The sequence below is a fragment of the Aeromonas sp. ASNIH5 genome (assembly GCF_002902865.1).
GTDB lineage: Bacteria > Pseudomonadota > Gammaproteobacteria > Enterobacterales > Aeromonadaceae > Aeromonas > Aeromonas caviae.
In genome coordinates, this window is record NZ_CP026122.1 from 3,068,361 (window position 1) to 3,091,638 (window position 23,278).

Genomic DNA, 23,278 nt, shown 5'->3' on the forward strand with positions numbered 1-23,278 from the left:
TTGCCGCTAAAGATCCTGTACATGAGTGAGGGTTATGGTGGCTATATGCTGGATATTGCTATTCAGATGACAGCCATATGGGGAAGATTACAGGCGCCTGAAATAACAGCAGAGTATGGAGTGACTACCACGGCTGGAGGTTGGCACGGGCTGATCCCCTCTCCCTTTGGGAGAGGGTTAGGGTGAGGGGAGCTGGCTGACCGGGTGTAGCAACCAGGCGGCATTACACCGCTGAATCTTCAGTTATTGAAATTCCACGCGATCGGCAGTTCGACGTCGAAGATAAGTGCATCCCCGTCGAGGCGAAAGGCCAGGCTGGTCTGGTGCTGGTCGTATTCGTTGATAATCAGGCAGCTCTCGGCGAAGTTGGACTCGTAGTTGATATGGGCCACTCCTTCACGGCCGTCAGCGAGTTCGATGCTGAGCACCCGCAGCGGGTTCTCCTGACTGAGGTTGACCCGGGTGTCCCCCACGTCCACCAGCCGTTCCAGCAGAGGGAAGAAATCTTGTCTGTGGGTCGTTATGGCCTGGGTGATGGCCTGCTCCAGCTCAGCCTGGGTGGCGAAGGGGCCGCCGAGTGGGTAGCGGGTCTGGATCCTTTCCTGAGTCATTGCGTTTCCTCCTGAACTGAGATGTGGCAACAGTTTGGCCGCTGCAGTGACCTGTCATGTACAGGATCTTTAGCTACAACCAATTGAAATAGATAGAAAAAAGGCTTCGTTTGTGATCTGATTTAATCGCAAAAAAAACCGACACGCCCGAAGCCATGACTATTATCAATGCAACCCAGTACCTCAAGCAACTTCTTAGCTCTTCTGAACTCAACCGGATCGGTAAATTTACCGGTTTTTGTCAGCGACTCCGGGATATCCAGCCTGCGAGACTACTCCCGGCTCTGCTCTCAGGGCTTGGTTGCGACAAGGTGGATGGTATTGCTGGTTTGCATCGCCATTTCAATGCGTTGCAGCTCCATGATACTGACCAAATAGCGTATAAACCCTTTCACAACCAGTTACGCAAGCAGGGTTTTCCCTTGTTCATGCGCGCACTGGTTGAACGAGCCATCGCCTTACGCCTCAAGGAGTGTCTACCGGACGCCCACGGACTGGCAGGCTTTGAGCAGGTACTGCTGCAGGACGGGTCGTCATTCGCGTTACATCCGCAATTGGCAGAACATTTCCCGGGCCGATTCAATAAGCACAGCCCCGCTGCGGTAGAGTGTCATATGACCATGTCCTTGCTGGACCAGTCGCCGATATCGATGAGTATCACGGCGGATACCGAATCGGAGCGCAAGCATCTTCCGGCCGCAAATTCGTTAAATAACAAACTGTTATTGGCGGATGCCGGTTACATCAGCCGCGAGTACTTTGCTGATGTGACCAAAGCCAAAGGAAGCTATCTGGTCAGAGGGAGTCAAAATCTCAATCCCAAAGTACAGGCAGCTTACCGACAGGACGGCAGGGAAATGCCCAAGTTACTCGGAAAAAAGCTCAAGGATATCGATCGGAGAAGCTGCAGAGCCGAGGTTCTGGATCTGGATGTGAGTTCGGGAAAGTATAAATATCGACTCATAAGACGTTGGTTTGCAGAGGAAAAACGGTTCTGTATATGGATGACCAATCTTCCGCGTGAGCGATGGCCAGCCGAGAAGGTGATGGCATTGTATCGTTGCCGTTGGCAGATCGAACTGTTGTTCAAAGAGCTGAAATCACATAACCGGTTGAAGGCGTTCGCGACACGACAAAAAGCGATAGCGGAAGGCTTGATCTGGGCTAGTTTGCTGGCCTTGCTGGTCAAACGTCGGCTGGCGCTGACGCTGATTGGCAGCGCGGAGTTATCGATGCTGAAGATTGCCAAAAACAGCGCGCTTTGGTTAATGCCGATATTGGCGAGCATCATCCATGGTGCGTGGCAGGAAATAACAGAGAAGTTGGAGTGGGCAATGGTGTATTTATCCAAAAACGGCAAAAAGAGTAGGCAGAGAAAATCCAAGCAAAACAACACGTTAGACGGTATTATTAATTCGCTTGCCGCTTAAGGTTCTGTACATGAGCCTGCTGTAACGAACATTATCGAAGCGTAAATTGGCGCGTGACGGCGAAAAACACACAGCGTAATATATCGTGATATTACGTATTATGGAATACGTTACTTAATTTCGCGAAAGGCCCACCATGGCGCGCGCAGGCATTCTTTTCTCCCAGGTGGTCAAGGCCGCCACCCAGCTGGCGGCCGCCGGCACCAACCCCACCGTGGACACCGTCCGCGCCGCGCTTGGCGACACCGGCAGCAAGGGCACCATCGCGCCCATGCTCAAGCAGTGGAAAGCGCAGCACCAAGGCGAGACGGCCGCCGCCGGCGCCGGCCTGCCCGCCGACCTGCTGGAAGCCGTCAAGGGTGTGTATCAGCGTCTGGAGGCCGGCGCGCAGGCGCAGGTTGAGCAGTTGCGCGCCGCGCACGACAAGGCCCGTCAAGAAGACGGTCAGCAGCTGGAGATGGAACGCGCCGGCGGCCGCCAGCTGCGCGCCGAGCGGGACACGCTCCTTGCCGAAGTGGCCGAGGTGAAGGCGGCGCTCGCGCACGAGCGCGACGAGCGGCAGCACGGCGCTGTAGCGATCGCGGCCCTGCGGGCAGAGAACGACGGCCTCACCCAGCGCCTGGCGGACCGGGCGGCCGAGGTCCGGCTGCTGACCGACCAGCTGGCGCAGGCCCGGCACCAGTTCGATCACTTCCAGGAGAAGGCGGCCGCGCAGCGGCAGAGTGACCGGCAGGGCTTCGAAGCGCGCATCGGCACGCTGGAGCACGACGCCCAGCAGCTGCGCACCTACCTGCAGGAGCACCAGCAGGCGGTGGCCGTCCTACGCGCGGAGAAGCAGGGATTGCAGATTCAGGTCGAGCGCACCAATGGCGAGGCGAAGGAGCACCTGGGCGAGGTCTACACCTTGCGCGAGCAGCTGGGCGCCGCGCGTGAGATGGCCAGCCGCGAGCACATGGACGCCGCGATGGGGGCCGATCTGCTGGACAAGGCCGAGCACGAGAACGTGCGCCTCGACACGCGTGTCACCGAGCTGGAAGACGAAAACGCCCAGCTACGGAAGCAAATCGAAGGCTCTGCGGGCAAGAACGCCGGCGGCAGGCGCAAGAAGCCGTAGCGCCGGGCCGGCTTGAATATTTTTGGGAATAATTTGGTGTCGAAAATGGCGGGCGTCAGGACCGGCCGATCGAGCGCAGGGCGGTATCACCTTCGCCAGCAACCGGACATTTTGACCTGAGCCGGGTGCGCTGTGCAAAGCGGCACTCCCGAGATTGAAAACTTTCCCATTTTGGAACAATGGGTTGGGCATGTTTTTGCGAAAAATCGTAATCCTGGCAACCCTCGTATCAGCCATCGTCATAAAGTTTGTAGAGTATAAGTCTTTATTGATTTATACTCTACGTCATGCAACTAATTGCCTTAATTCTCTCCCTACCCACCGAGAATGCCACTGTCCGCCAGCGTGCCTGGCGGGCACTCAAAGCGGCCGGCGCCACCGTGCTACGTGACGGCGTGTACTTGATGCCGCACTGCCAAGCCTGCCATTCGACGCTGGCGGCAGTGGCTGCCGAGGTGGTCTCCGGTGGAGGTTCGGCATATGTATTGAATGCCGAAGCCGCCGATGACACGGACTACGCTCGGCTGTTTGACCGTAGCCAGGATTACGCCGCCTTGTTACCCGAGATCACACAGAGGCGAAGCGAGCTGGACTCCGCTAACGTGCAGGAGACGCTCAAGCAGACGCGCAAGCTGCGCAAGTCCTTTGCAGCTCTGGTCGCGATCGATTTCTTTCCCGACGAGCCACAGCGACAGGTCGATTGCGCACTACGCGAGCTTGAACTCGCCTGTGCCCGAACCCTGTCGCCGGATGAACCGCAGTCGGCTGAAGGAGAGATCGGCCGACTGCGGTGTGAGGACTACCAAGGGCGCATCTGGGCGACGCGGCAGCGGCCGTGGGTGGATCGCCTAGCTAGCGCCTGGCTGATCCGGCGCTTCATCGACCGCCGCGCCTACTTCCAATGGCTGGCCAGCCCTGGAGACTGCCCATCGGACGCCATCGGCTTCGATTTCGATGGGGCGGCATTCAGCCATATCGGCAACCGCGTCACCTTCGAGGTGCTGGCCGAAAGCTTTGGACTGGATCAACCTGCCATCCGGCGGATCGGCCAGTTGGTGCATTACCTCGATGTCGGGGGTGTGCAGCCGCCAGAGGCCGCCGGCATCGAAAGCGTGCTGGCCGGGATGCGCGAAAGCCTTGTCCAGGACGACGCACTGCTGGACGCGGCCTCGACCGTGTTCGACGGTTTGATGGCCAGCTTTGGCAACGGAACCGCCACGACCTGAATGTACTGATCGCCAAGACGTCGGAGCTCAAATATTGTGCGCCTGACTGCCGAGGAGGACATCCAGCGTATTCGACCTACTTATACTGAACTGCAAGGAGAACACCTTTGAACGTCCCGAATGATGCATCGTACCGCCCGAACGAGGCGCCAGATGCCGCGATTGAAGCCGTTCCTCCAGCCATGAGCTACTTCCAGCTTTTCGTGCGATTCCTCAAGTTCGGCCTGCTCGCTTGGGGCGGTCCTGTGGCTCAGATCGCTATGCTGCGCCGCGAACTCGTGGATGAGGAACGCTGGATCTCGAGCAAACGCTTCAACAAACTGCTTGCGGTGATGCAGGTGCTGCCCGGTCCTGAAGCGCACGAGATCTGCGTTCATCTGGGTATCCGAGCAAAGGGGCGGCTGGGCGGCTTGCTGGCGGGACTTGGGTTCATGCTCCCGGGATTCTTGCTGATGTTTGCGCTGTCCTGGCTGTACTTCGAGATCGACATTGTCGGCACTTCGCTGGGTGCCGCATTCCTTGGTGTACAAGCGGCCGTAATCGCGCTGATCGTGCGCGCCGTGCACCGCATCGGAGAGCACATCCTACTTAGTCGCTGGCTGTGGGTCATTGCCATCGTTTGCGCGCTGGCAGCCAGTGGCGGGGTCGACTTTTGGATCACCCTGCCGGCGAGTGGCCTTGTGTACGCTTTGCTCGTGTTGAATCGTCGGGCGTTTGCGCTTCTGGTGACACTTGGGGCGATGGCGTTGGCTACGGCCGTTGCTATGTCGGCCGCGCCCACCGCGAAGCTTGTGGAAACGGTCATTCAAGGCCAAGCCTCCGTGCTCCTCATTTTCGTGGCTGGACTAAAAGCCGGCTTACTCACATTCGGCGGCGCCTATACCGCGATTCCGTTCGTTCGCAACGACGCTGTCGGGCGCGGGTGGATGACGGATGGGCAGTTCCTGGATGGGCTGGCGCTTTCCGGTGTATTACCGGCGCCGCTCATCATCTTCGCAACGTTCGTCGGCTATGTGGCGGGCGGTCCGGTTGGAGCGATGGCCATGACGGTCGGTGTCTTTCTGCCGGCCTTTGCGTTCTCGCTGATCTTCTATGACCGGCTGGAGGCGGTTGTGGAGAACAAGCAGCTGCACGCCTTTTTGGATGGTGTCGCGGCCGGGGTCGTCGGCCTGATTGGCGCCACCACCGTCGACCTGGCGCATGTCACCGCCGAGCGTGTGCCGTCGTTGACGGCGGGTATATCGATCTTCGCCGCGGCCTTGGCATTCCTTTATGCTTGGAAGAACAAACTCAACGTAGTCGTCGTGATCCTCGCGGCTGGACTGGTCGGGTGGCTGGTGTTCTAGGGGGAATGCCTGAGTCTGCTGGAGCTGACCTTCGTCGTGCCGTTCTGGTTTTGTCTTGGCATAGCACAAAGAAGCTTCTTAGTTAGAAAGTAAGAAAAGTACGTTCCTTAATTACTTTTTCGCTTCGTCCCATTACTGGCTTTATCCCGGCTTATCCTCGAAGGGTCCGATCGAATGCCGCGCCGCTCACTCCTCTCTGATACCGAACGCGACAGCCTGCTGGTGTTGCCAGAAAGTCAGGATGACCTAATCCAGCAATACAGTTTCACGGATGCCGACCTGGCGTTGATCCGGCAGCGCCGGGGCGCCGCCAATCGCCTCGGCTTCGCGGTTCAGATGTGCTTGCTGCGCTACCCTGGCCAGGCGCTGGCCAGCGACACTAGGCTGCCAGATCCGGTGATCCATTGGATTGCCAAGCAGGTGCGCAGCGACGCCGGCGCCTGGCCGGAATATGGCGAGCGCGAAAAAACGCGCAACGAGCACCTGCATGAGTTACGCGCCTACCTGGGGCTGTCCGTGTTCGGCTTGCCGGATTTCCGCAAGCTGGTGCACTGCCTGGCCGACCTCGCCATGCAGACCGACAAGGCAATGATCCTCGCCGCGCATTCCCTCGAAACACTGCGCCAGAAGCGCATCATCCTGCCGACGCTGACCGTCATCGAACGGGCCTGCGCCGAGGCTGTGACGAGGGCGAACCGGCGAATTTATCGCACGCTGATTGAGCCGTTGGAACGTCACCACAGGCGCTCCCTGGACAACCTGCTCAATGTGGCGCCCGACATGAGCATTACCTGGCTGGTATGGCTGCGCCAGTCGCCGCTCAAACCCAATTCCCGCTACATGCGCGAACACATCGAACGGCTCAAGGTGTTCCAGTCGCTGGCCCTGCCGGAAGGGCTTGGCCACCAGATCCACCAGAACCGGCTGCTGAAGATGGCCCGCGAGGGCGCGCAGATGACGCCGCGCGACCTGACCAAGTTCGAGGACGAGCGGCGCTATGCCACGCTGGCGGCGCTGGCCATCGAGGGCATGGCCACCGTGACGGACGAACTGGTCGATCTACATGACCGCATTATGATCAAGCTGTTCAGCGCAGCCAAGAACAAGCATCAGCAGGACTTCCAGAAGCAGGGCAAGGCCATAAACGACAAGGTGCGCCTGTACAGCCGAATCGGGCGCGCGCTGGTCGAGGCCAAGGAATCCGGCAGGGACCCGTATGCCGCGATCGAGGCCGTGCTGCCGTGGACAGACTTCACTCAAAGCGTGACCGAGGCGGCAGAACTGGCCCAGCCCGAAACGTTCGACCACCTGCACCTGGTGGGCGAGCAGTACAGCACCCTGCGGCGCTATTCGCCCGAGTTTCTGGACGTGCTTCGGCTTAAAGCTGCGCCGGCGGCGCAAGCGGTTCTGGACGCGATCGACGTCCTGCGCGAGATGAACATGACCGGGACGCGCAAGGTGCCGGACGACGCGCCGATCGCATTCGTGAAGGCGCGGTGGAAGCCGCTGGTCATCACCGACGAAGGTCTTGACCGCCGTTTCTACGAGATTTGCGTCTTGTCGGAGCTGAAGAATTCGCTGCGGTCGGGGGACATCTGGGTGCAGGGTTCGCGCCAGTTCCGCGACTTCGAGGAATACCTGCTACCCACGGAAAAGTTCGGGGCGATGAAATCAGCGCGCGAGCTGCCGATCGCGGTCAACCAGGACTGCGACCAGTACCTGCACGACCGCTTGCTCTTGCTCGAACAGCAGCTGGTCACCGTCAACCGGCTCGCGCTGACGAACGAACTGCCCGATGCGATCATTACTGAGACAGGACTGAGGATCAGCCCACAGGACGCGGTGGTGCCGGACGAGGCCCAGGCGCTGATTGACTTCGCCAGCGGCATGCTTCCTCGGATCAAGATCACCGAACTGCTGATGGACGTGGACGACTGGACCGGTTTCACGCGCCACTTTGTCCATCTCAAGAGCGGGGAGCAGGCCAAGGACCGGACGTTCCTCATGTCCGCGATCCTGGCCGACGCCATCAACCTCGGCCTGACCAAGATGGCGGAATCGAGTCCCGGCGCCACTTACGCGAAACTGTCCTGGTTGCAGGCCTGGCACATCCGGGACGAAACCTATTCGGCCGGCCTGGCTGAACTGATCAACGCCCAGTTCAAGCACACCTTCGCTGCGCACTGGGGCGACGGCACAACGTCGTCGTCGGACGGCCAGCGCTTCCGCGCGGGCGGCCGGGCCGAGAGCACGGGCCACATCAACCCCAAGTACGGCGCCGAGCCCGGCAAGCTGTTCTACACCCATATTTCCGACCAGTACGCGCCGTTCAGCACCAAGGTGGTCAACGTCGGCGTGCGCGACTCGACCTATGTGCTCGACGGCCTGCTGTACCACGAATCGGACCTTCGCATCGAGGAGCACTACACCGACACCGCCGGCTTCACCGACCACGTGTTCGCGCTGATGCACCTGCTGGGTTTCCGCTTCGCGCCGCGCATCCGCGATCTGGGCGACACCAAGCTGTACGTGCCGGGCAAGGTGGGCGATCACCCGGCCTTGCGCTCGATGATCGGCGGCAGCTTGAACATCAAGCACCTGCGCGCACACTGGGACGACGTGCTGCGATTGGCCGCCTCGATCAAGCACGGCACCGTCACCGCGTCGCTCATGCTGCGCAAGCTAGGCAGCTACCCGCGCCAGAACGGCCTGGCGATCGCGCTGCGCGAGCTGGGGCGGATCGAGCGCACGCTGTTTATCCTGGACTGGCTTCAGAACGTCGAGCTGCGCCGGCGCGTGCACGCCGGATTGAACAAGGGGGAGGCGCGCAATGCGCTGGCCAGGGCGGTATTCATCCACCGGCTGGGCGAGATCCGCGACAGGTCGTTCGAGCTGCAGCGGTACCGCGCCAGCGGCCTCAATTTGGTGACGGCCGCAATCGTACTGTGGAATACGGTCTACCTGGAGCGGGCGACGCAGGCCTTGCGTGAGAAAGGCAAGTTGCCCGACGACGGCATGCTGCAATTTTTGTCGCCGCTGGGCTGGGAGCACATCAACCTGACCGGGGACTATGTGTGGCGCCAGCAGCGTATAGCCGAAGGCGGGTTCAGGGAGCTGCGTAAGCCCCAAGAGTAGGAAATAATCTAGAAGAGGGAGGATTCAGTTCGCGGCTGCGTGAATCGATTCCCACGACCCTCACGCAAGATTCTTAGCTTCTCTAAATAAACCAAGCCCTGCCAGCCTGGTGTGGCCAGATTGAGCCCTGGGTATTGCCGGCGGCAGTTTTCCAGGGCAAGCGACTGAGCATTGCGTTCTTCGTCACGCAGCGCATCCGACGCGCCTCTGATAATTCGGGCAGCTTCCTCGCGCTCGCGCTGTTCTTCTTGTCTAGCGCGTAAATCCAGGGCTCGGGCATGTTCCAGTTGAAGCCGCTGCGCTTCAAGCATTGCAATGAAGCGGTCAGTATTATCGATTAGCACCTGACGCTCGGCGTCGGTAAGAAGCTGGCCAGCGCTTGATCCATAAAGGGGCACCGCCCCGGTGTCATCGGAGCCGTATAGGAGCTTGAAGCACTCGGAGCCGAGAACGGTGAAGCGCCCGTTCTCCCGCACGATGTGGATGCGTTTGTACACGCTGTGGCCACAGCCGTCGCGCTGACAAATTATCCGATCTTCTTTGTCTACCTCGACTACTGCCATCAGCTGCGCGTTCGACATCTTTTATCTTTCCAAGCAAAGACCGCCCCCGGTCATAAATGACGACTATACAGCATGGACTCAGGGCGTTTGCAAGTCGGCCGCGCGGAATGGTTTGCGGGCGATATGGTCGGCCAAATCGCCTTAGCGCCCGATTTTTAATGAGATGGTCACTCCCTCCTTCCCGGTACTATGCTGAGGACAGGCTTTCATTCGGAGAACTATCATGGAAAACATTGCGCTCATTGGTATCGATCTGGGTAAAAACTCTTTCCATATTCATTGCCAGGATCGTCGCGGGAAGGCTGTTTACCGTAAAAAATTTACCCGGCCAAAGTTGATCGAATTTTTGGCGACATGCCCCGCTACAACCATCGCAATGGAAGCCTGTGGCGGTTCTCACTTTATGGCACGCAAGTTGGAAGAGTTGGGGCATTCCCCAAAGCTGATATCACCACAATTTGTCCGCCCGTTCGTTAAAAGCAATAAAAACGACTTTGTCGACGCCGAAGCTATTTGTGAAGCTGCATCGCGTCCGTCTATGCGTTTTGTGCAGCCCAGAACGGAATCTCAGCAGGCAATGCGGGCTCTGCATCGTGTCCGTGAATCCCTGGTTCAGGATAAGGTAAAAACAACCAATCAAATGCATGCTTTTCTGCTGGAATTTGGCATTAGCGTTCCCCGAGGAGCTGCCGTTATTAGCCGACTGAGTACCATTCTTGAGGACAATAGTTTGCCTCTTTACCTCAGCCAGTTATTGCTGAAATTACAACAGCATTATCACTATCTTGTTGAGCAGATTAAAGATTTGGAATCCCAGTTGAAACGAAAGTTGGACGAAGATGAGGTTGGACCCGTCATTCCGCACCTGATTTTGCTATTTTCAGTGCTTGACGGCGATCGGCCGTTCTGATCTATTACTCTCTTTTGCAGGTAGATCATCATGGCCGCACCCGCTATCTCGATCCGTAACCTCGATCACCTTGGTTTGGTCGCCGCACTCTGCCAGGAACTGGGCATTGCCCGCATGATCGATGCCTTGCTCCCCAAAACCCCGCCTTTCAAGGTCTCACATGGTGAAGCCTTGGTCGCCATGATAGTGAACGGCCTCGGCTTTCACAGCAGCACCCTGCACATGTTCCCGCAATTCTTCGCTAACAAGCCGGTTGAGCGCCTGATTGGCCCCGGGATCTGTGCTGATGACCTCAATGATGATGTGCTCGGTCGCTGTCTCGATGCCCTCTTTGAGGCCGATGTCAGCGCCTTGTATCAGGTGATGGCGGCGCAAGTTGTCGAGCGGCTGGGGCTCAAAAGCACCGCAGTGCACCTCGATATTACCAGCTTCCACGTCGATGGCGCCTATGACTGTGCCGATGGGGATCTGGTCGGTAAGCTGCAACTGGTGCGTGGTTATAGTCGTGATCACCGGCCAGAGCTGAATCAAGTGATCCTTGAGCTCATCTGTGAAAATCAGGCCGGCCTACCTGTCTATATGCAGGCCCTGAGCGGCAATAGTAATGACACCAAAGCCTTTGCCCAGACCGTTCGTCGCCATTTGAGCAGTCTCAAGGCCGCGCAGGAGTGCCGTTATCTGGTCGGCGATGCCGCACTGTACTGCGCCGATACCTTGCAATTACTGGCGCAACAGCAGCAACTATTTGTGACCCGGGTGCCCGTCACTCTCAATGAGGCAAAGCAGGCCGTGGCAACCATAGGTGCACAACCGCTGACCGCTCTGGGCAATGGCTATCATGGCCGTTGGCAACACGCGAATTATGCCGGGGTCGCGCAACGTTGGTTGCTGGTGCGCAGCGAACAAGCCAGCCACCGCGAGCAGCAGACATTGGCCAAAAACCTGCTCAAAGACAGTACCCGCGAGCTCAAAGCCTTCGCCAAATTGTGTGCCCGACGCTTTGCTTGTGAGGCGGATGCCCAAGCTGAGTTGAGCTGTTTTACCGCCAGCTTGATGCTGCTGCAACTGGATGCCGAAGTGGTAGGTGAACCCGTTTATACAGGACGTGGCAGACCCAAGCGTGGCGAAGAGCCAATTGGCCATCAGTTTCAAATCACTGGGTTGGCGGCAACTAGCCTGGCTTGCGTTGAAGAGGCCCGCAACCAGACCGGGGTGTTCATCCTGGCGACCAATGACCACAGCGATACGCTGACCATGGCCGAACTTTTGGCCACCTATAAAGCGCAGCAGAATGTCGAACGGGGCTTTCGTTTTCTCAAGAGCCCGGAGTTTTTAACCTCCTCACTGTACCTGAAAAAGCCGGAGCGGATTGAAGCGTTGCTCATGGTGATGACCTGTAGCCTGATGATTTACGCAGCGTTGGAGCACCGGATCCGGCAGGGATTAGTGGAGCAGAATCGCAGTGTGGCGGATATGAAAAAGAAACCGACCCAGCAGCCGACGGCCCGTTGGATCTTTTTGCGCTTTGGTGGCATCCATGAATATCGACTGGGAGAAGCTCCGCCACAAGTAACGGAGCTAACAGGAGACCAGCAGATCATTTTGGAGGTATTGGGTGAGCGCTATCGGCAAATTTATTCCTAAATCAGGTGCGGAATGTCGGTTGGACAGCGCTTGCTGAGCATTCCCTGCGTCGGAACACTGACAGCGAGTACTATTTCAACTGAGATTGGCGACGGGAAGCAGTACGCCAGCAGCCGTGACTTTGCGGCGGCAACAGGGCTTGTACCTCGGCAGTACAGCACGGGAGGTAGGACGACATTGCTGGGAATTAGTAAGCGAGGTAATAAAAAGATCCGAACTTTGTTGGTTCAATGTGCCAGGGTATTCATACAAAAACTGGAACACCAGTCTGGAAAATTGGCCGATTGGGTCAGGGATTTACTGTGCCGGAAAAGCAACTTTGTCGTCACTTGTGCTCTGGCAAACAAGCTGGCCAGAATAGCCTGGGCCCTAACGGCACGACAGCAAACTTATGTAGCATAACGGCAGAAATACACCGGTTTAAAGAATTACTGATCTGGTTTTGCGAATACTGATATTGATGATACTAACGGCCCACCGGCCTGTTGAGGAACCTGTAAAACGGAAAGGCTCATTGAAGCCGTATATTTTCTGGAGGTTCATCAGGCGCGGAACTCATCAAGGCGCGGGAATAAAATCCCATTCAGACGCCGGATAGATTCAAGCAAGCCAACTTGTCGTCAAAATCGGTGTTGCAAAAACGGGAGTGACCATAGATTCCGTTTTCCCTATTCGCCCCAAATAGCTTTCGCCATTTTCTTTCATCCATTGAAAAAACAATGAATTGGTTACAAGAACTCGCGAAGCTTAGCGTACGATTTTTTCCGAATTCTCTATCGTCCCCCTGTTGCGCCAGTAATTGCAAGGTATCGGCGCAGTACAGTGCGGCATCGCCGACCAGATAACGGCACTCCTGCGCGGCCTTGAGACTGCTCAAATGGCGACGAACGGTCTGGGCAAAGGCTTTGGTGTCATTACTATTGCCGCTCAGGGCCTGCATATAGACAGGTAGGCCGGCCTGATTTTCACAGATGAGCTCAAGGATCACTTGATTCAGCTCTGGCCGGTGATCACGACTATAACCACGCACCAGTTGCAGCTTACCGACCAGATCCCCATCGGCGCAGTCATAGGCGCCATCGACGTGGAAGCTGGTAATATCGAGGTGCACTGCGGTGCTTTTGAGCCCCAGCCGCTCGACAACTTGCGCCGCCATCACCTGATACAAGGCGCTGACATCGGCCTCAAAGAGGGCATCGAGACAGCGACCGAGCACATCATCATTGAGGTCATCAGCACAGATCCCGGGGCCAATCAGGCGCTCAACCGGCTTGTTAGCGAAGAATTGCGGGAACATGTGCAGGGTGCTGCTGTGAAAGCCGAGGCCGTTCACTATCATGGCGACCAAGGCTTCACCATGTGAGACCTTGAAAGGCGGGGTTTTGGGGAGCAAGGCATCGATCATGCGGGCAATGCCCAGTTCCTGGCAGAGTGCGGCGACCAAACCAAGGTGATCGAGGTTACGGATCGAGATAGCGGGTGCGGCCATGATGATCTACCTGCAAAAGAGAGTAATAGATCAGAACGGCCGATCGCCGTCAAGCACTGAAAATAGCAAAATCAGGTGCGGAATGACGGTTACAACTTACGCCGGGGTTGTTGTTTGATGGTTTTTTGCCTGCCAGCGTTGGTTGTTCGTCGAAGATGTGAATGCCTGGTCATCTTAAGATGGACGACCCGCTAACTCCCAACGCCCCCTTGCATCGCTATATCTTTTCAACCTGATACCCCAGTTGCTCCATGGCTTGTAGCAAGTTGGGTAGATTTCCGTTCCCCCACTGATTAGAGATAGCGATCAGCTCACCCGATGGAAGCTGAATATGAGCCCGATGCCAACGGGCACGGTTGTTTTCCGGGATCTGGTCAACCAGCTTTACTTTTCTTGCCAGCTTCGACTTCGACAGATATTCGGTGATTTTGGCAAGGCTAGTAGGCTGGCAATCCTTAATCCAATGGGCGATGACCGCCAATGCCAAATGGCGTTTGTTGTAAACTTCGCCGTTGAAGCGGTACTTGCTGTAGTCTTTGGTGCCTTGCTGGCTGGCCCGTTGCTCGGCGCGCTTTTCACGAAACTGGATCTGGTAGGCCTCCGCCTCTTCTAACGGAATGATCTGCGCGGCATTGATCAGCACCTCCCCCTGATAGTTGAACGGGGTCAGCCGCACGCAACTGATATCGATGCCCTTTTCACGAAGCCACAGCACCGAGGTAGTCAGCTCCTTGCCAAAGTCAGCCGACGCCAGCACGATGCGCACCTCGTTGCCGAAATCATCGAGCTGGCTCTCATCCAGATCGACGAATTCCAACAGGGTTTGGCGGGCATCAATTTGTAACTCTTCCTGCTCGATATAGGCCGCAAAGTATTCACAGGCTTTATCAAAGGTCATGTTGGCGATCATGGCGGCATAGCGCAGTGCCTGCAGCTCCATATGTGCGCCGACTTCATCACGCTTTAGCTCGATCACCACCAGATTGGCATTACGGTCGATGGCCAGCAGATCGATACGGCGGCGGCTATCTTCCCAGTCGGAGAACTCGTCGGCGATCACCAGGCAATCGGGGGCGATGGCAGCGATATTGCGCTTTAACGCCTCTTGTAGATCCTGGCGCTCTTGCAGCCCTTCGGCGGCAAAGGTGGTTTGGGTTAATGGGGTCAGTTGTTGATTGGCGATATGAAAGAGGGTCATTGTTTTTCTCTATCGTAACTATGCGCACTGTGCGCGAATCCAATCGAACATAGGCCGAAAGGTTTCAAAGCTCTCTTCAGGTAAGGTGGGGATGACATCTTCGGCAAATTTTGTTTTACTACCTTGAAATTTAATCAACTTCCCACCAGGTACATTCTCAAGGAGAAAATAATCCTCAGTACCAGGTCTGCCGTAAAAAATATGCTCAACCATACAATATGAGAGCCCCTCATAATGTTGAGTTAAAGACCCGTCTTTAAATACTTGCTTCTGAATATCAGCATGATTAGGAATAGGCAACATTATTGCGTATGACTCACCGCCATCCCATTTTTTTACGAGCCCTGCAGATATGTTATTGCATATAACGTTCCCATTTAAGCCATGCCACTGATTGTATGCTTCATCAAAATCAAAAAGCGCAAATATTTTTCGCCCATCCATCTCAGTATGGACACGCAGGTCAGTTATCAACTGATTGATATAGGAACAACTGAATGCATAAAATGGAATAAATGGCATCTCAGTATCTGGATATAACTTGTACCAAGCGGTTTTAATTATAACTTGGTCTGTGTTTCCTTCTGTGAATAATACGGGTTTCTTTTCGATTTTTATTGCATTTAAAATGCTCAGAATCTGCTCTTGCTCTGTGTATGTTATCACACCTTGACAAAGACGCCGGACTGACTCCCTTTTTGGCAATGTATATGTTCTGACCGGACCTTCGCCTCCTTCGAAGTATCTAATTCTTGCTTGTGGGGCATTAATTAATGTCACCGCACTATGCGTGGTCATAAGAACGTGATTTTTTGCTGCTGCTTGGGTTGAAATATCCTGAATTTGGGATGAACATTGTGCCTGCCATTCAGGATGAAGGAAAGAGTCTGGCTCATCCATTACTGTAATACTATTTGTATCTTTAAATAACTCACTAATCGAATATAAATAAACGGCTTGAAATTGACCATCACTAAATCCCCTAGAAGTCATTTCACTTCTATCACGCAGTCTAATTTTCAATGAAATTGACTTGAGCATCCCCAACATTTTCAAATTGTCAAACGCACGAAATAAATCATGTGATGAAAGTGCTGAAAAATGTTCGCGGATATTACTTAACGAATAATATCTTTGATATGTTTCTTTTTCATTCAAATATCCTTCTGTTCGAATTCCAGCACCCGCAACAAGTATATGTTTACAGTGAAGATCTAGCTCATTGAGAAAATCTCTTGCTGTCCCTGCTAACCTCCAATACTTTGTTTCATCCTCATCATCACCTGACAGCACATCATAATGTGCTGTTTTAGCATAATAAGGGCGACTGAGTTCTAATTTAATAGCATCATCAACTTGTTCAATCGAAAGCTTATCAAATACATACTGCTTTGCTTCTGAAATATCTGGCTGAATAGCCATGACTGTAAGCAATAATTCATTATAGGATTTGTTTATGTTAATAAAAGGCCTACTATCCTCTTGATCTGCACGAATAAGACGCTCAGAGAATCTTTTTTCGAATGAGGTTAAGTGCTCTGTAATAACAGAGTTATGCCCAGCATAGTAGATTAAAATATGCTCAGGAACTCTTGTTCCTCCCACCGTTGCTCTTTCACGTCCATTGATTTTTAATTGTTCATTTAGAAAATCATATTCTATAACCTGTCCTTCACCATCAATCTCGTAACAAATTCTATATGAGAAATACACTTCATATCTCTTTTCTCCCCAGTCATACTGGTATATATGACGAAATACCTCCAGAAGAGCCTCAATAAAATTTGATTTTCCAGAACCATTTTTACCCACAAGCATTTCTAGGAAGGACTGTGTTGAAAAGTCTAATGTGAATTCATTTAGGTTCTTGTAATCACTTACATAAAGTTGAGTTAATTTCATATAGCTTCACTTCACTTCACTTCAATTCAACAAAAGCGAGTGGTTTACTCATAAAAAATTGAAAACCACCCTGCTAGTTTAAAATTTAATCAAGTCATTATCGCATTGAATTTTCAATAATAGTCTCAGTCAATTTTAGCTGAGTCTGCTGACTGCTTTGCAGGCGGGATTGAAGTCGATCGCAGATAGTCATCAATCCATTCACTTTATCGATAATTTTTAGTTCTTCAGATCTAGGTGGAAGTGCAACAACTAGATTTTGAATCTGGCTCCTAGAGACATTCTTCATAGAACTACTTGTTCCACCAGCGACCTTTGCATAGTAAATTCTAGAAAACACACTGTTGTTAACCATGTTAACGAAATGAGGCTCTACTAATTTAGAAAATTTAAATCTAATAATCTTATCACTCATCATCAGATGAATCGGCGCATCATTAGGAACAATAACAGCTCTCGCAACTAACTCCGCTGTATTTGCACGGGAAATGAGAAAGTCACCAGGTTTCACTTCATACTCAGGTCTAGGCTCAAGAGATTCAGGCAGCTCTTTATTCTCTTCCGGTTTAAATATCCCCCATGTAACCGCGCTAACTTTTAACACCCCCCATTTGTTGTATTCTCGGGATGTCGGTTCGCATTGTGGGCTCCAACCTGCCTCTGAAGACAATGCTAAGTCATTTAGTCGGCACCACACCCACCCCTGCGGTAACTCAAATGGCTTTTCATCTTCATTGATAACAGGCTGAGGTTTCTCTTTTTTGATTTTCTTCTCTTTGACCAGCAGCGCCTTTTCGGCAGCGATACGCTCCAGCAGAGCGGAGGCGGGCTCATCACTGGGGTCTTGCGGTACCAGCTTGCCCATCACTGCCAGTTGCAGGATGGTCTGTTTCAAGGCGTCGATGCTGGCCTCGGTGGTAAAGAGGGTATCGAAGTGAGTGCTTAGCCGCGTCCAGTTTTGGGCCAGCTCATCGGCGTCGGTGCTGTCGGTCAGGGTCGCCAGCAGGGCTTCCACCAGAGTCTGGTGCGCCGCCAGTTGCGCCTCGCTTTGCTGCTCCAACTGGTCGCAGAGGGCCATCAGTTCATCAACTTTGGCAACAATGCGATACTGTTCTGCTAGTGGCGGCACAGGCAATACAACAAGGCGGCTCTTTGTGACCGAAATATTATCTTGCCCTGCTGTACCGATCAGTTCTATTGAGCGTAGAAAGAGTCCTGTAACCAAATAGGTATATATATAGGTGTTAATGCGACTATCTATAGGTCTAAAAAACACTATAGCTTGGTTACAGTTCCAGACGGGATAAGTATCTGGAATTATTGCTACCTTGCCAAGTGGTGGACCAACAATGTTCATTACAACATCACCTGGATATAGCATGGACCGTTTTAGCTTAGATTCATTGTAATCTTTTTCAATAAACTGTGGTTGATAATCAAAATCAATCTGCTGATTCCTAATGTTATATACCTTAAGATATGGCACACCATCAGACTCTGAAAATTTATCCTTTGGCGGTGTAGAGCCCGACGTAATTCCATGACATATGTCACCTAATCGGCAGAAACACCAGGAGTCAGGCACTCCATATAATTTCTCTTCCTCCGTTATTCCTGGCAGAGGTTTCTCTTGTTTGATCTTCTTCTCTTTGACCAACCGTGCCTTTTCGACCGCAATCCGCTCCAGCAGCACAGAAGTGGGTTCATCGCTTGGGTCTTGCGGTACCAGCTTACCGCGCACCGCCAACTCCAGGATCAGCTCGCGCAGCTTTTTGATACCGGTGAGTTCCAGCTTGCTATTGCTGCCTCGCCCGGCACTGCTTTTGGGGCGCACCGCCGCGGTCCATAGATCCAGGTGGTCGGTAATCAGATTCTCGATCGCCATTATGCCTGCCCCCCTTGCTTGGCCGCACCTTTGCCCAAAGCGTCGCCCAGAATGACTTTTAGCTGGTCACGCAGGCTCTGGATTTCAGCCTGCTCTGTGGCATAGCGCGCCAGCAGCTCGTCAGGGTCATGGCTTATCTGCTCACCCACGTGGGGGTTTTTGATATCGAGGTTGAAGTTACGCTCGATAATGGTCTCGATGCTGACCTTCCACGCTTGCTCGTTCTCTACCCGAGCGGCAAAGCCGTCCGCCTCATCACCCCACCAGGCAATCTCTGCCTCGAACTCCTCAAACTTCATCGGCTTGGTCTTGCTGTAGTTCTTCACCCCAGCCGGATAGGGGTGCTCGTAGAACCAGACATCCTTGGTGGGCTGGCCCTTGGTGAAGAAGAGGATATTGGTCTTGATGCCGGTATAGGGGGCAAACACGCCGTTGGGCAGCCGCACTATGGTGTGCAGGTTGCACTCAGCAGTGAGCAGTTGCTTGATCTTGGTTTTGACCCCTTCGCCAAACAGGGTGCCATCGGGCAGCACCACGGCGGCGCGACCACCACTTTTCAGGACTTCGATGATGAGCTGCAGGAACAGGTCGGCGGTTTCGCGGGTGCGCAGGTCGGCAGGGAAGTTCTGCTCGATGCCATCCTCTTCGGTGCCGCCAAAAGGCGGGTTGGTGAGGATCACATCGATATCGCTATCCCAGCTCGACAGCGGTTTGTCGAGGGTGTTGCCGTGGCGGATCTGCACCGGCACCTCGATGCCGTGGAGCAGCATATTGGTGGTGCAAAGGAGGTGCGGCAACTGCTTCTTCTCGACCCCGAGGATCTGCTGCTGCAAGGTCTGATGGTCGTTTGATGTCTCGACATAGTGCTCTTTGACATGGTCGAAGGCGCAGGCGAGAAAGCCGCCAGTGCCGCAGGCCGGGTCCATGATCCGCTCGCCAAGCTTGGGGTCGATGCGGTTGACCATAAAGCGGGTGACGGCGCGCGGGGTGTAGAACTCGCCCGCGTTACCGGCGCTTTGCAGGTCGCGCAGGATCTGCTCGTAGATGTCACCAAACAGGTGGCGCTCGCTACTGTCGGTAAAGTCGATCTCGTTGAGCTTGTTGATCACCTGCTTGAGCAGGGTACCGTTTTTCATGTAGTTGAAGGCATCAGAGAACGCCTCTTTCACCACATAGCCACGGGGATTGAGATCGATATTGGCAGGCTGGTTTTTTAAGGAGTCGAACAGATCGTTGTTGACGAAATCGAGCAGGGCATCACCGGTCAGCCCTTCACTATCGGCCGCCCAGTTGCGCCACAGGAAGCGCTCGGGGATGGGGCAGCGGTAGTTATCCTGCTCAAACTCCAGCTCCTCTTCCTGTGCGTCGAACACTTTCAAAAACAGCAGCCAGGAGAGCTGGCCGAGGCGCTGGGCATCGCCGTCGATACCAGCGTCCTTGCGCATGATGTCCTGAATGGATTTGATGACTGAGCTGATGGATGACATGGGGTTCTCTGCTTTTTACAAAAATGGTGACGAATACAGGGGCGAATGCGTCAGGAAGATCGATAAAACAAGCGGCCATGATTGCCATGGCCGCACTGTGGTGCTGTTGCAGGCTTGGCGTCAGGCGCTCTGCTGCTCACGGTAAATTTCTTGTTCCAGTTCGGTGATGGCCTGCTCGAACTGTTTGGGGCCACCAAAACCCTTCTTGGCCAACTCCAGCGGACGACCCAACTCGGTAAAGGGGGCGACTTTTAGCGCATCCTTGGTCTCAATCTCGGTCACGCCCTGATCGGCATACTTGTCGAGCAGACTGGTGAGCACCTGCTGGGCGGTGTCGTTGTACTTGGTGAAGTAGTTGCGCTTTTTGACGTTGTTCGCCCGCTCGCGGCGGGTCAGTGGCGGCTGATCGTATACCACATGGCAGATAAGGTCGAACGGGTCGAGATCCTTGCCCACCTCTTCTTGCAGCACCTCCCACAGCACACCCGCCTGTGCTAGCTCATCCATGATGGCTTGCTTGCGTTCGGCGGCTTGCCAGCGCTTGGTGAAGGCATCGAGGGTGGCAAACTCCTTGAGCAGGGTCTTTTTGGTGTAGTCCTTGAAGGATTCGGTCACCAGCTTGCCATCGGCATCGTAGTACTGCACCCGCTCGGCAATGACGCTGACCGCCACGCCGTTGACATAATACTTGCTGACCCCGGGCTCGGGGCCACCCAGCGGGCCTGTGCCTTGGCCCCCAACGCCACTCTGACCACCATCACTACCGGTTGTGTAAGTGCCGGGTTGTTCATCGACCCCAGGGGCAAACGGATCGTCATTATCGCCGGGTTCATCGGTTGGCAGTGGATCGGCGCCGTCGATGATATCGCCCAGGCCTTCATCCGGGTTGTTGATGTCTGCCGGTTTGACCACCATGACGCGCTCCGGCTCGCCGTCGAAACGAGGATCGGCAAACAGCTCAGTGGCCTTCTTGAAGTCGAGAATGGTGAACCAGAGCTTGCCGTACTTGTCGTCGATACGGGTGCCACGGCCGATGATCTGCTTGAACTTGGTCATGGACTGGATGTTTTGGTCCAGCACCACCAGCTTGCAGGTCTTGGCATCGACGCCGGTGGTCATCAACTCTGAGGTGGTAGCAATGACCGGATAGGGCTTTTTCGGGTTGATGAAGTTGTCGAGCTGGGCCTTGCCAAGGTCATCATCGCCGGTGATTTTCATCACATAGCGCTCATCCTTGGCCATCTGTTCCGGGTTGAGGTTGACCAGCGCCCGTCGCATCCGGTCGGCATGATCAATGTCGTTGCAGAACACGATGGTCTTGGCCATCGGGTCGGTTTTCTTGAGGTAGTTAGTGATGGTCTCGGCCACCAGCTGGGTGCGCTCGTCGATCACCAGGGTACGGTCGAAATCCTTCTGGTTATAGATGCGGTCTTCAATCAGGTTACCCTGTTTGTCCAGCTGCCCTTTGGTGGGACGCCACCCCTGTAGATCCACATCGATATCGACCCGCACCACCTTGTAGGGGGCAAGAAAACCATCTTCGATCCCCTCTTTCAATGAGTAGGTATAGACAGGGTCACCGAAGTAATCGGTGTTGGAGACGGTTTCCGTCTCTTTGGGTGTAGCGGTGAGGCCAATCTGGGTGGCCGATGAAAAGTATTCGAGGATCTCGCGCCAGGCGCTGTCTTCGGCGGCGCTGCCCCGATGGCACTCATCCACCACGATCAGGTCGAAGAAGTCAGGAGATACCTGCTTGAAGGCTTTCTGTGACTCTTCCGGCCCGGTGAGCGCCTGATAGAGGGCAAGGTGGATCTCGTAGGCGGGATCGATAGTGCGCCCGGTGACCTTGGTCATGGCCGGGCCAAAGGGCTGAAAGTCATTGATCTTGGTCTGATCCACCAGAATGTTGCGGTCGGCCAGAAACAGGATGCGCTTCTTGGCGCCCGCCTTCCACAAACGCCAGATGATCTGGAACGCGGTGTAGGTCTTGCCGGTGCCGGTGGCCATCACCAGCAATACCCGATCCTCACCTTTCGATATGGCTGCTACGGTCTTGTTGATGGCCTGCAGCTGGTAATAGCGGGGAGATTTGCCGCTGCCATCCGAGTAATAGTCCTGACTGATGACAGGCAACTGTGCCTGGGTGTAACCCTTCCAGGTGCAGAGTTTGTCCCAAAGCTGGCCCGGGCTGGGAAAGTCCTCCAGCGCAATTTCGGATTCCAGCTTGGCCGGATTGGTCTTGTCATGAAATACGAAGCCATCGCCGTTGCTGGCAAATACGAACGGCACATCCAGCAGACGGGCATAATCGAGCCCTTGCTGCATCCCCTTGCCAATCTCATGCTTGTTGGCTTTGGCCTCGATCACCGCCAGTGGCAAGCCCATCTTGTGGTAGAGCACGATATCGGCCGATTTGACCTTCTTGCGTGCTGCCATCTGACCGCGCACCACCACTTTGCCATCTCGCAGCTTCACCTCTTGGCGGACCTGGGTCAGGTCATCCCACCCTGCCGCCTTGATGGCAGGCAGAAGATATTTGGAGATGATGTCGGCTTCGGTGAGGGTTGCTTTGTTGATCTCGGCCATGAGCACTCTTCCGGTCGGGGGACAATATTGCTCAAGATTCTCTCATAAAATCAGCCGGGTTTTGTTGATTTCAGACTCATAAAGCAACAAGGAGAGCAGCTCTTGATGGCGAGCCTTCTGGTCAAGGAAACGTCTGGCAATGGCATCACCATGTTGCGCTGAATGCTTTTTGAAGGGCATAGCTTGAGTTAGCCCCATCGCCAGTCAGCAGGTTTAGCTCTCGCTGAACGCAAAGGCCAAGATTCCAGATAGATAGGAATCCGCCCCCATCAATTCCAGCACACCAAGGTCCATCATCCCTTCAAACAAGATGACCAATATTCCAGAGAGAAAAACGGCACGAAGTTTCCAGATAGATAGGAAGTCTTCGAGCAGAATTCCACATAACTCTGAACAGGCATTCCACTATGTGGAAAATTCGCACCACTTTTCCAGATAGATAGTTATGTGGAAAGAAACTGGACGGGAACTGGCTGGGGATGACAAGGCTCATTTCATGGCCCCACATCCTGCGTGATTCCACGCAATCATGCTTGTCATGAGTGAACAAACTTCAATACTTTCAGTGCGTTGTTGATTTTTTCCTGAGCAGAGTCCATGGTGATATGGATTTTTGTCACACGATCACCTGATTGCGAGGTCATCACCATGAACAGCATCGTCATCCTGAGCATCTTGTTTGCATTCCTGATAGGCTTTGGCGCCTTTGCTGCATGGCTGTATATCGAAAAGCGTCGTATGGGTGCTTCGGA

General features: G+C 54.4%; 13 protein-coding genes and 3 pseudogenes. 8 read left to right on the forward strand and 8 right to left on the reverse strand.

Going from position 1 to position 23,278, the window contains the following annotated elements; all coding sequences use genetic code 11:
- Window positions 1–239: 239 nt before the first annotated feature.
- Window positions 240–611, reverse strand: a complete 372-nt coding sequence (locus C2U30_RS14360) for a hypothetical protein (RefSeq protein WP_004099020.1) — start codon at window positions 609–611, stop codon at window positions 240–242.
- A gap of 155 nt (window positions 612–766) precedes the next feature.
- Between C2U30_RS14360 and C2U30_RS14365 the strand changes: the two genes are divergently transcribed.
- The 5 genes from C2U30_RS14365 (at window position 767) to C2U30_RS14385 (ending at window position 8,862) form a co-directional block, all read left to right on the forward strand.
- Complete coding sequence (locus C2U30_RS14365; RefSeq protein ID WP_011191341.1) at window positions 767–2,041, forward strand: IS4-like element ISApu2 family transposase; 1,275 nt, start codon at window positions 767–769, stop codon at window positions 2,039–2,041.
- A 136-nt stretch (window positions 2,042–2,177) separates the two neighbouring features.
- Window positions 2,178–3,155, forward strand: a complete 978-nt coding sequence (locus C2U30_RS14370; RefSeq protein WP_103243981.1) for a DNA-binding protein — start codon at window positions 2,178–2,180, stop codon at window positions 3,153–3,155.
- A gap of 287 nt (window positions 3,156–3,442) precedes the next feature.
- Window positions 3,443–4,381 carry a chromate resistance protein ChrB domain-containing protein gene (locus C2U30_RS14375; protein WP_103243982.1) on the forward strand — a complete coding sequence of 313 codons (939 nt, stop codon included), beginning with the start codon at window positions 3,443–3,445 and terminating at the stop codon, window positions 4,379–4,381.
- A gap of 107 nt (window positions 4,382–4,488) precedes the next feature.
- Window positions 4,489–5,727 (forward strand): chromate transporter, encoded by a 1,239-nt coding sequence (locus C2U30_RS14380; RefSeq protein WP_146054366.1) that lies wholly within the window; start codon window positions 4,489–4,491, stop codon window positions 5,725–5,727.
- Between the two features lie 174 nt (window positions 5,728–5,901).
- Window positions 5,902–8,862 carry a Tn3 family transposase gene (locus tag C2U30_RS14385; RefSeq protein ID WP_103243983.1) on the forward strand — a complete coding sequence of 987 codons (2,961 nt, stop codon included), beginning with the start codon at window positions 5,902–5,904 and terminating at the stop codon, window positions 8,860–8,862.
- An 8-nt stretch (window positions 8,863–8,870) separates the two neighbouring features.
- On the opposite strand, the gene C2U30_RS14390 is transcribed toward C2U30_RS14385, so the two are convergent.
- Window positions 8,871–9,443 carry a hypothetical protein gene (locus C2U30_RS14390; RefSeq protein ID WP_103243984.1) on the reverse strand — a complete coding sequence of 191 codons (573 nt, stop codon included), beginning with the start codon at window positions 9,441–9,443 and terminating at the stop codon, window positions 8,871–8,873.
- Between the two features lie 205 nt (window positions 9,444–9,648).
- On the opposite strand from C2U30_RS14390, the pseudogene C2U30_RS14395 reads away from it, so the two are divergent.
- From C2U30_RS14395 to C2U30_RS14405, 3 genes and pseudogenes are all read left to right on the forward strand, one after another.
- Window positions 9,649–10,275, forward strand: a pseudogene (locus C2U30_RS14395) (IS110-like element IS4321 family transposase); the annotation flags it as partial.
- A 90-nt stretch (window positions 10,276–10,365) separates the two neighbouring features.
- Window positions 10,366–11,979, forward strand: a complete 1,614-nt coding sequence (locus C2U30_RS14400; RefSeq protein ID WP_010674210.1) for an IS1634-like element ISAs25 family transposase — start codon at window positions 10,366–10,368, stop codon at window positions 11,977–11,979.
- A gap of 18 nt (window positions 11,980–11,997) precedes the next feature.
- Window positions 11,998–12,381 (forward strand): annotated as a pseudogene (locus C2U30_RS14405) (transposase); the annotation flags it as partial.
- Between the two features lie 382 nt (window positions 12,382–12,763).
- Here the strand turns inward: C2U30_RS14405 and C2U30_RS14410 are convergent.
- The 6 genes and pseudogenes from C2U30_RS14410 to hsdR form a co-directional block, all read right to left on the reverse strand.
- Window positions 12,764–13,468: pseudogene (locus C2U30_RS14410) on the reverse strand (IS1634-like element ISAs25 family transposase); the annotation flags it as partial.
- Between the two features lie 217 nt (window positions 13,469–13,685).
- Window positions 13,686–14,666, reverse strand: coding sequence for a hypothetical protein (locus tag C2U30_RS14415; protein ID WP_103243985.1), 981 nt, complete (start codon window positions 14,664–14,666; stop codon window positions 13,686–13,688).
- Window positions 14,667–14,684: 18 nt separating this feature from the next.
- Window positions 14,685–16,568, reverse strand: coding sequence for an ATP-dependent nuclease (locus C2U30_RS14420; protein ID WP_103243986.1), 1,884 nt, complete (start codon window positions 16,566–16,568; stop codon window positions 14,685–14,687).
- A gap of 97 nt (window positions 16,569–16,665) precedes the next feature.
- Complete coding sequence (locus C2U30_RS14425; protein ID WP_103243987.1) at window positions 16,666–18,453, reverse strand: restriction endonuclease subunit S; 1,788 nt, start codon at window positions 18,451–18,453, stop codon at window positions 16,666–16,668.
- A complete protein-coding gene (locus tag C2U30_RS14430; protein ID WP_103243988.1) occupies window positions 18,453–19,940 on the reverse strand; it encodes an N-6 DNA methylase in 1,488 nt (495 codons plus the stop codon). The genes C2U30_RS14425 and C2U30_RS14430 overlap by 1 nt, the downstream gene beginning before the upstream one ends.
- A gap of 120 nt (window positions 19,941–20,060) precedes the next feature.
- Entirely contained in the window at window positions 20,061–22,526 is a 2,466-nt protein-coding gene (hsdR, locus tag C2U30_RS14435) for an EcoAI/FtnUII family type I restriction enzme subunit R (protein WP_103243989.1), read from the reverse strand.
- Between the last annotated feature and the right edge of the window lie 752 nt (window positions 22,527–23,278).

Excerpts from the sequence above, each read along its gene's own strand:
- C2U30_RS14415 (WP_103243985.1), bottom strand. The coding sequence starts at position 14,666 with ATGACCCTCTTTCATATCGCCAATCAACAACTGACCCCATTAACCCAA.
- C2U30_RS14365 (WP_011191341.1), top strand. The coding sequence starts at position 767 with ATGACTATTATCAATGCAACCCAGTACCTCAAGCAACTTCTTAGCTCT.
- C2U30_RS14385 (WP_103243983.1), top strand. The coding sequence starts at position 5,902 with ATGCCGCGCCGCTCACTCCTCTCTGATACCGAACGCGACAGCCTGCTG.
- C2U30_RS14360 (WP_004099020.1), bottom strand. The coding sequence starts at position 611 with ATGACTCAGGAAAGGATCCAGACCCGCTACCCACTCGGCGGCCCCTTC.
- C2U30_RS14390 (WP_103243984.1), bottom strand. The coding sequence starts at position 9,443 with ATGTCGAACGCGCAGCTGATGGCAGTAGTCGAGGTAGACAAAGAAGAT.
- hsdR (WP_103243989.1), bottom strand. The coding sequence starts at position 22,526 with ATGGCCGAGATCAACAAAGCAACCCTCACCGAAGCCGACATCATCTCC.
- C2U30_RS14400 (WP_010674210.1), top strand. The coding sequence starts at position 10,366 with ATGGCCGCACCCGCTATCTCGATCCGTAACCTCGATCACCTTGGTTTG.
- C2U30_RS14375 (WP_103243982.1), top strand. The coding sequence starts at position 3,443 with ATGCAACTAATTGCCTTAATTCTCTCCCTACCCACCGAGAATGCCACT.
- C2U30_RS14420 (WP_103243986.1), bottom strand. The coding sequence starts at position 16,568 with ATGAAATTAACTCAACTTTATGTAAGTGATTACAAGAACCTAAATGAA.
- C2U30_RS14370 (WP_103243981.1), top strand. The coding sequence starts at position 2,178 with ATGGCGCGCGCAGGCATTCTTTTCTCCCAGGTGGTCAAGGCCGCCACC.
- C2U30_RS14430 (WP_103243988.1), bottom strand. The coding sequence starts at position 19,940 with ATGTCATCCATCAGCTCAGTCATCAAATCCATTCAGGACATCATGCGC.
- C2U30_RS14425 (WP_103243987.1), bottom strand. The coding sequence starts at position 18,453 with ATGGCGATCGAGAATCTGATTACCGACCACCTGGATCTATGGACCGCG.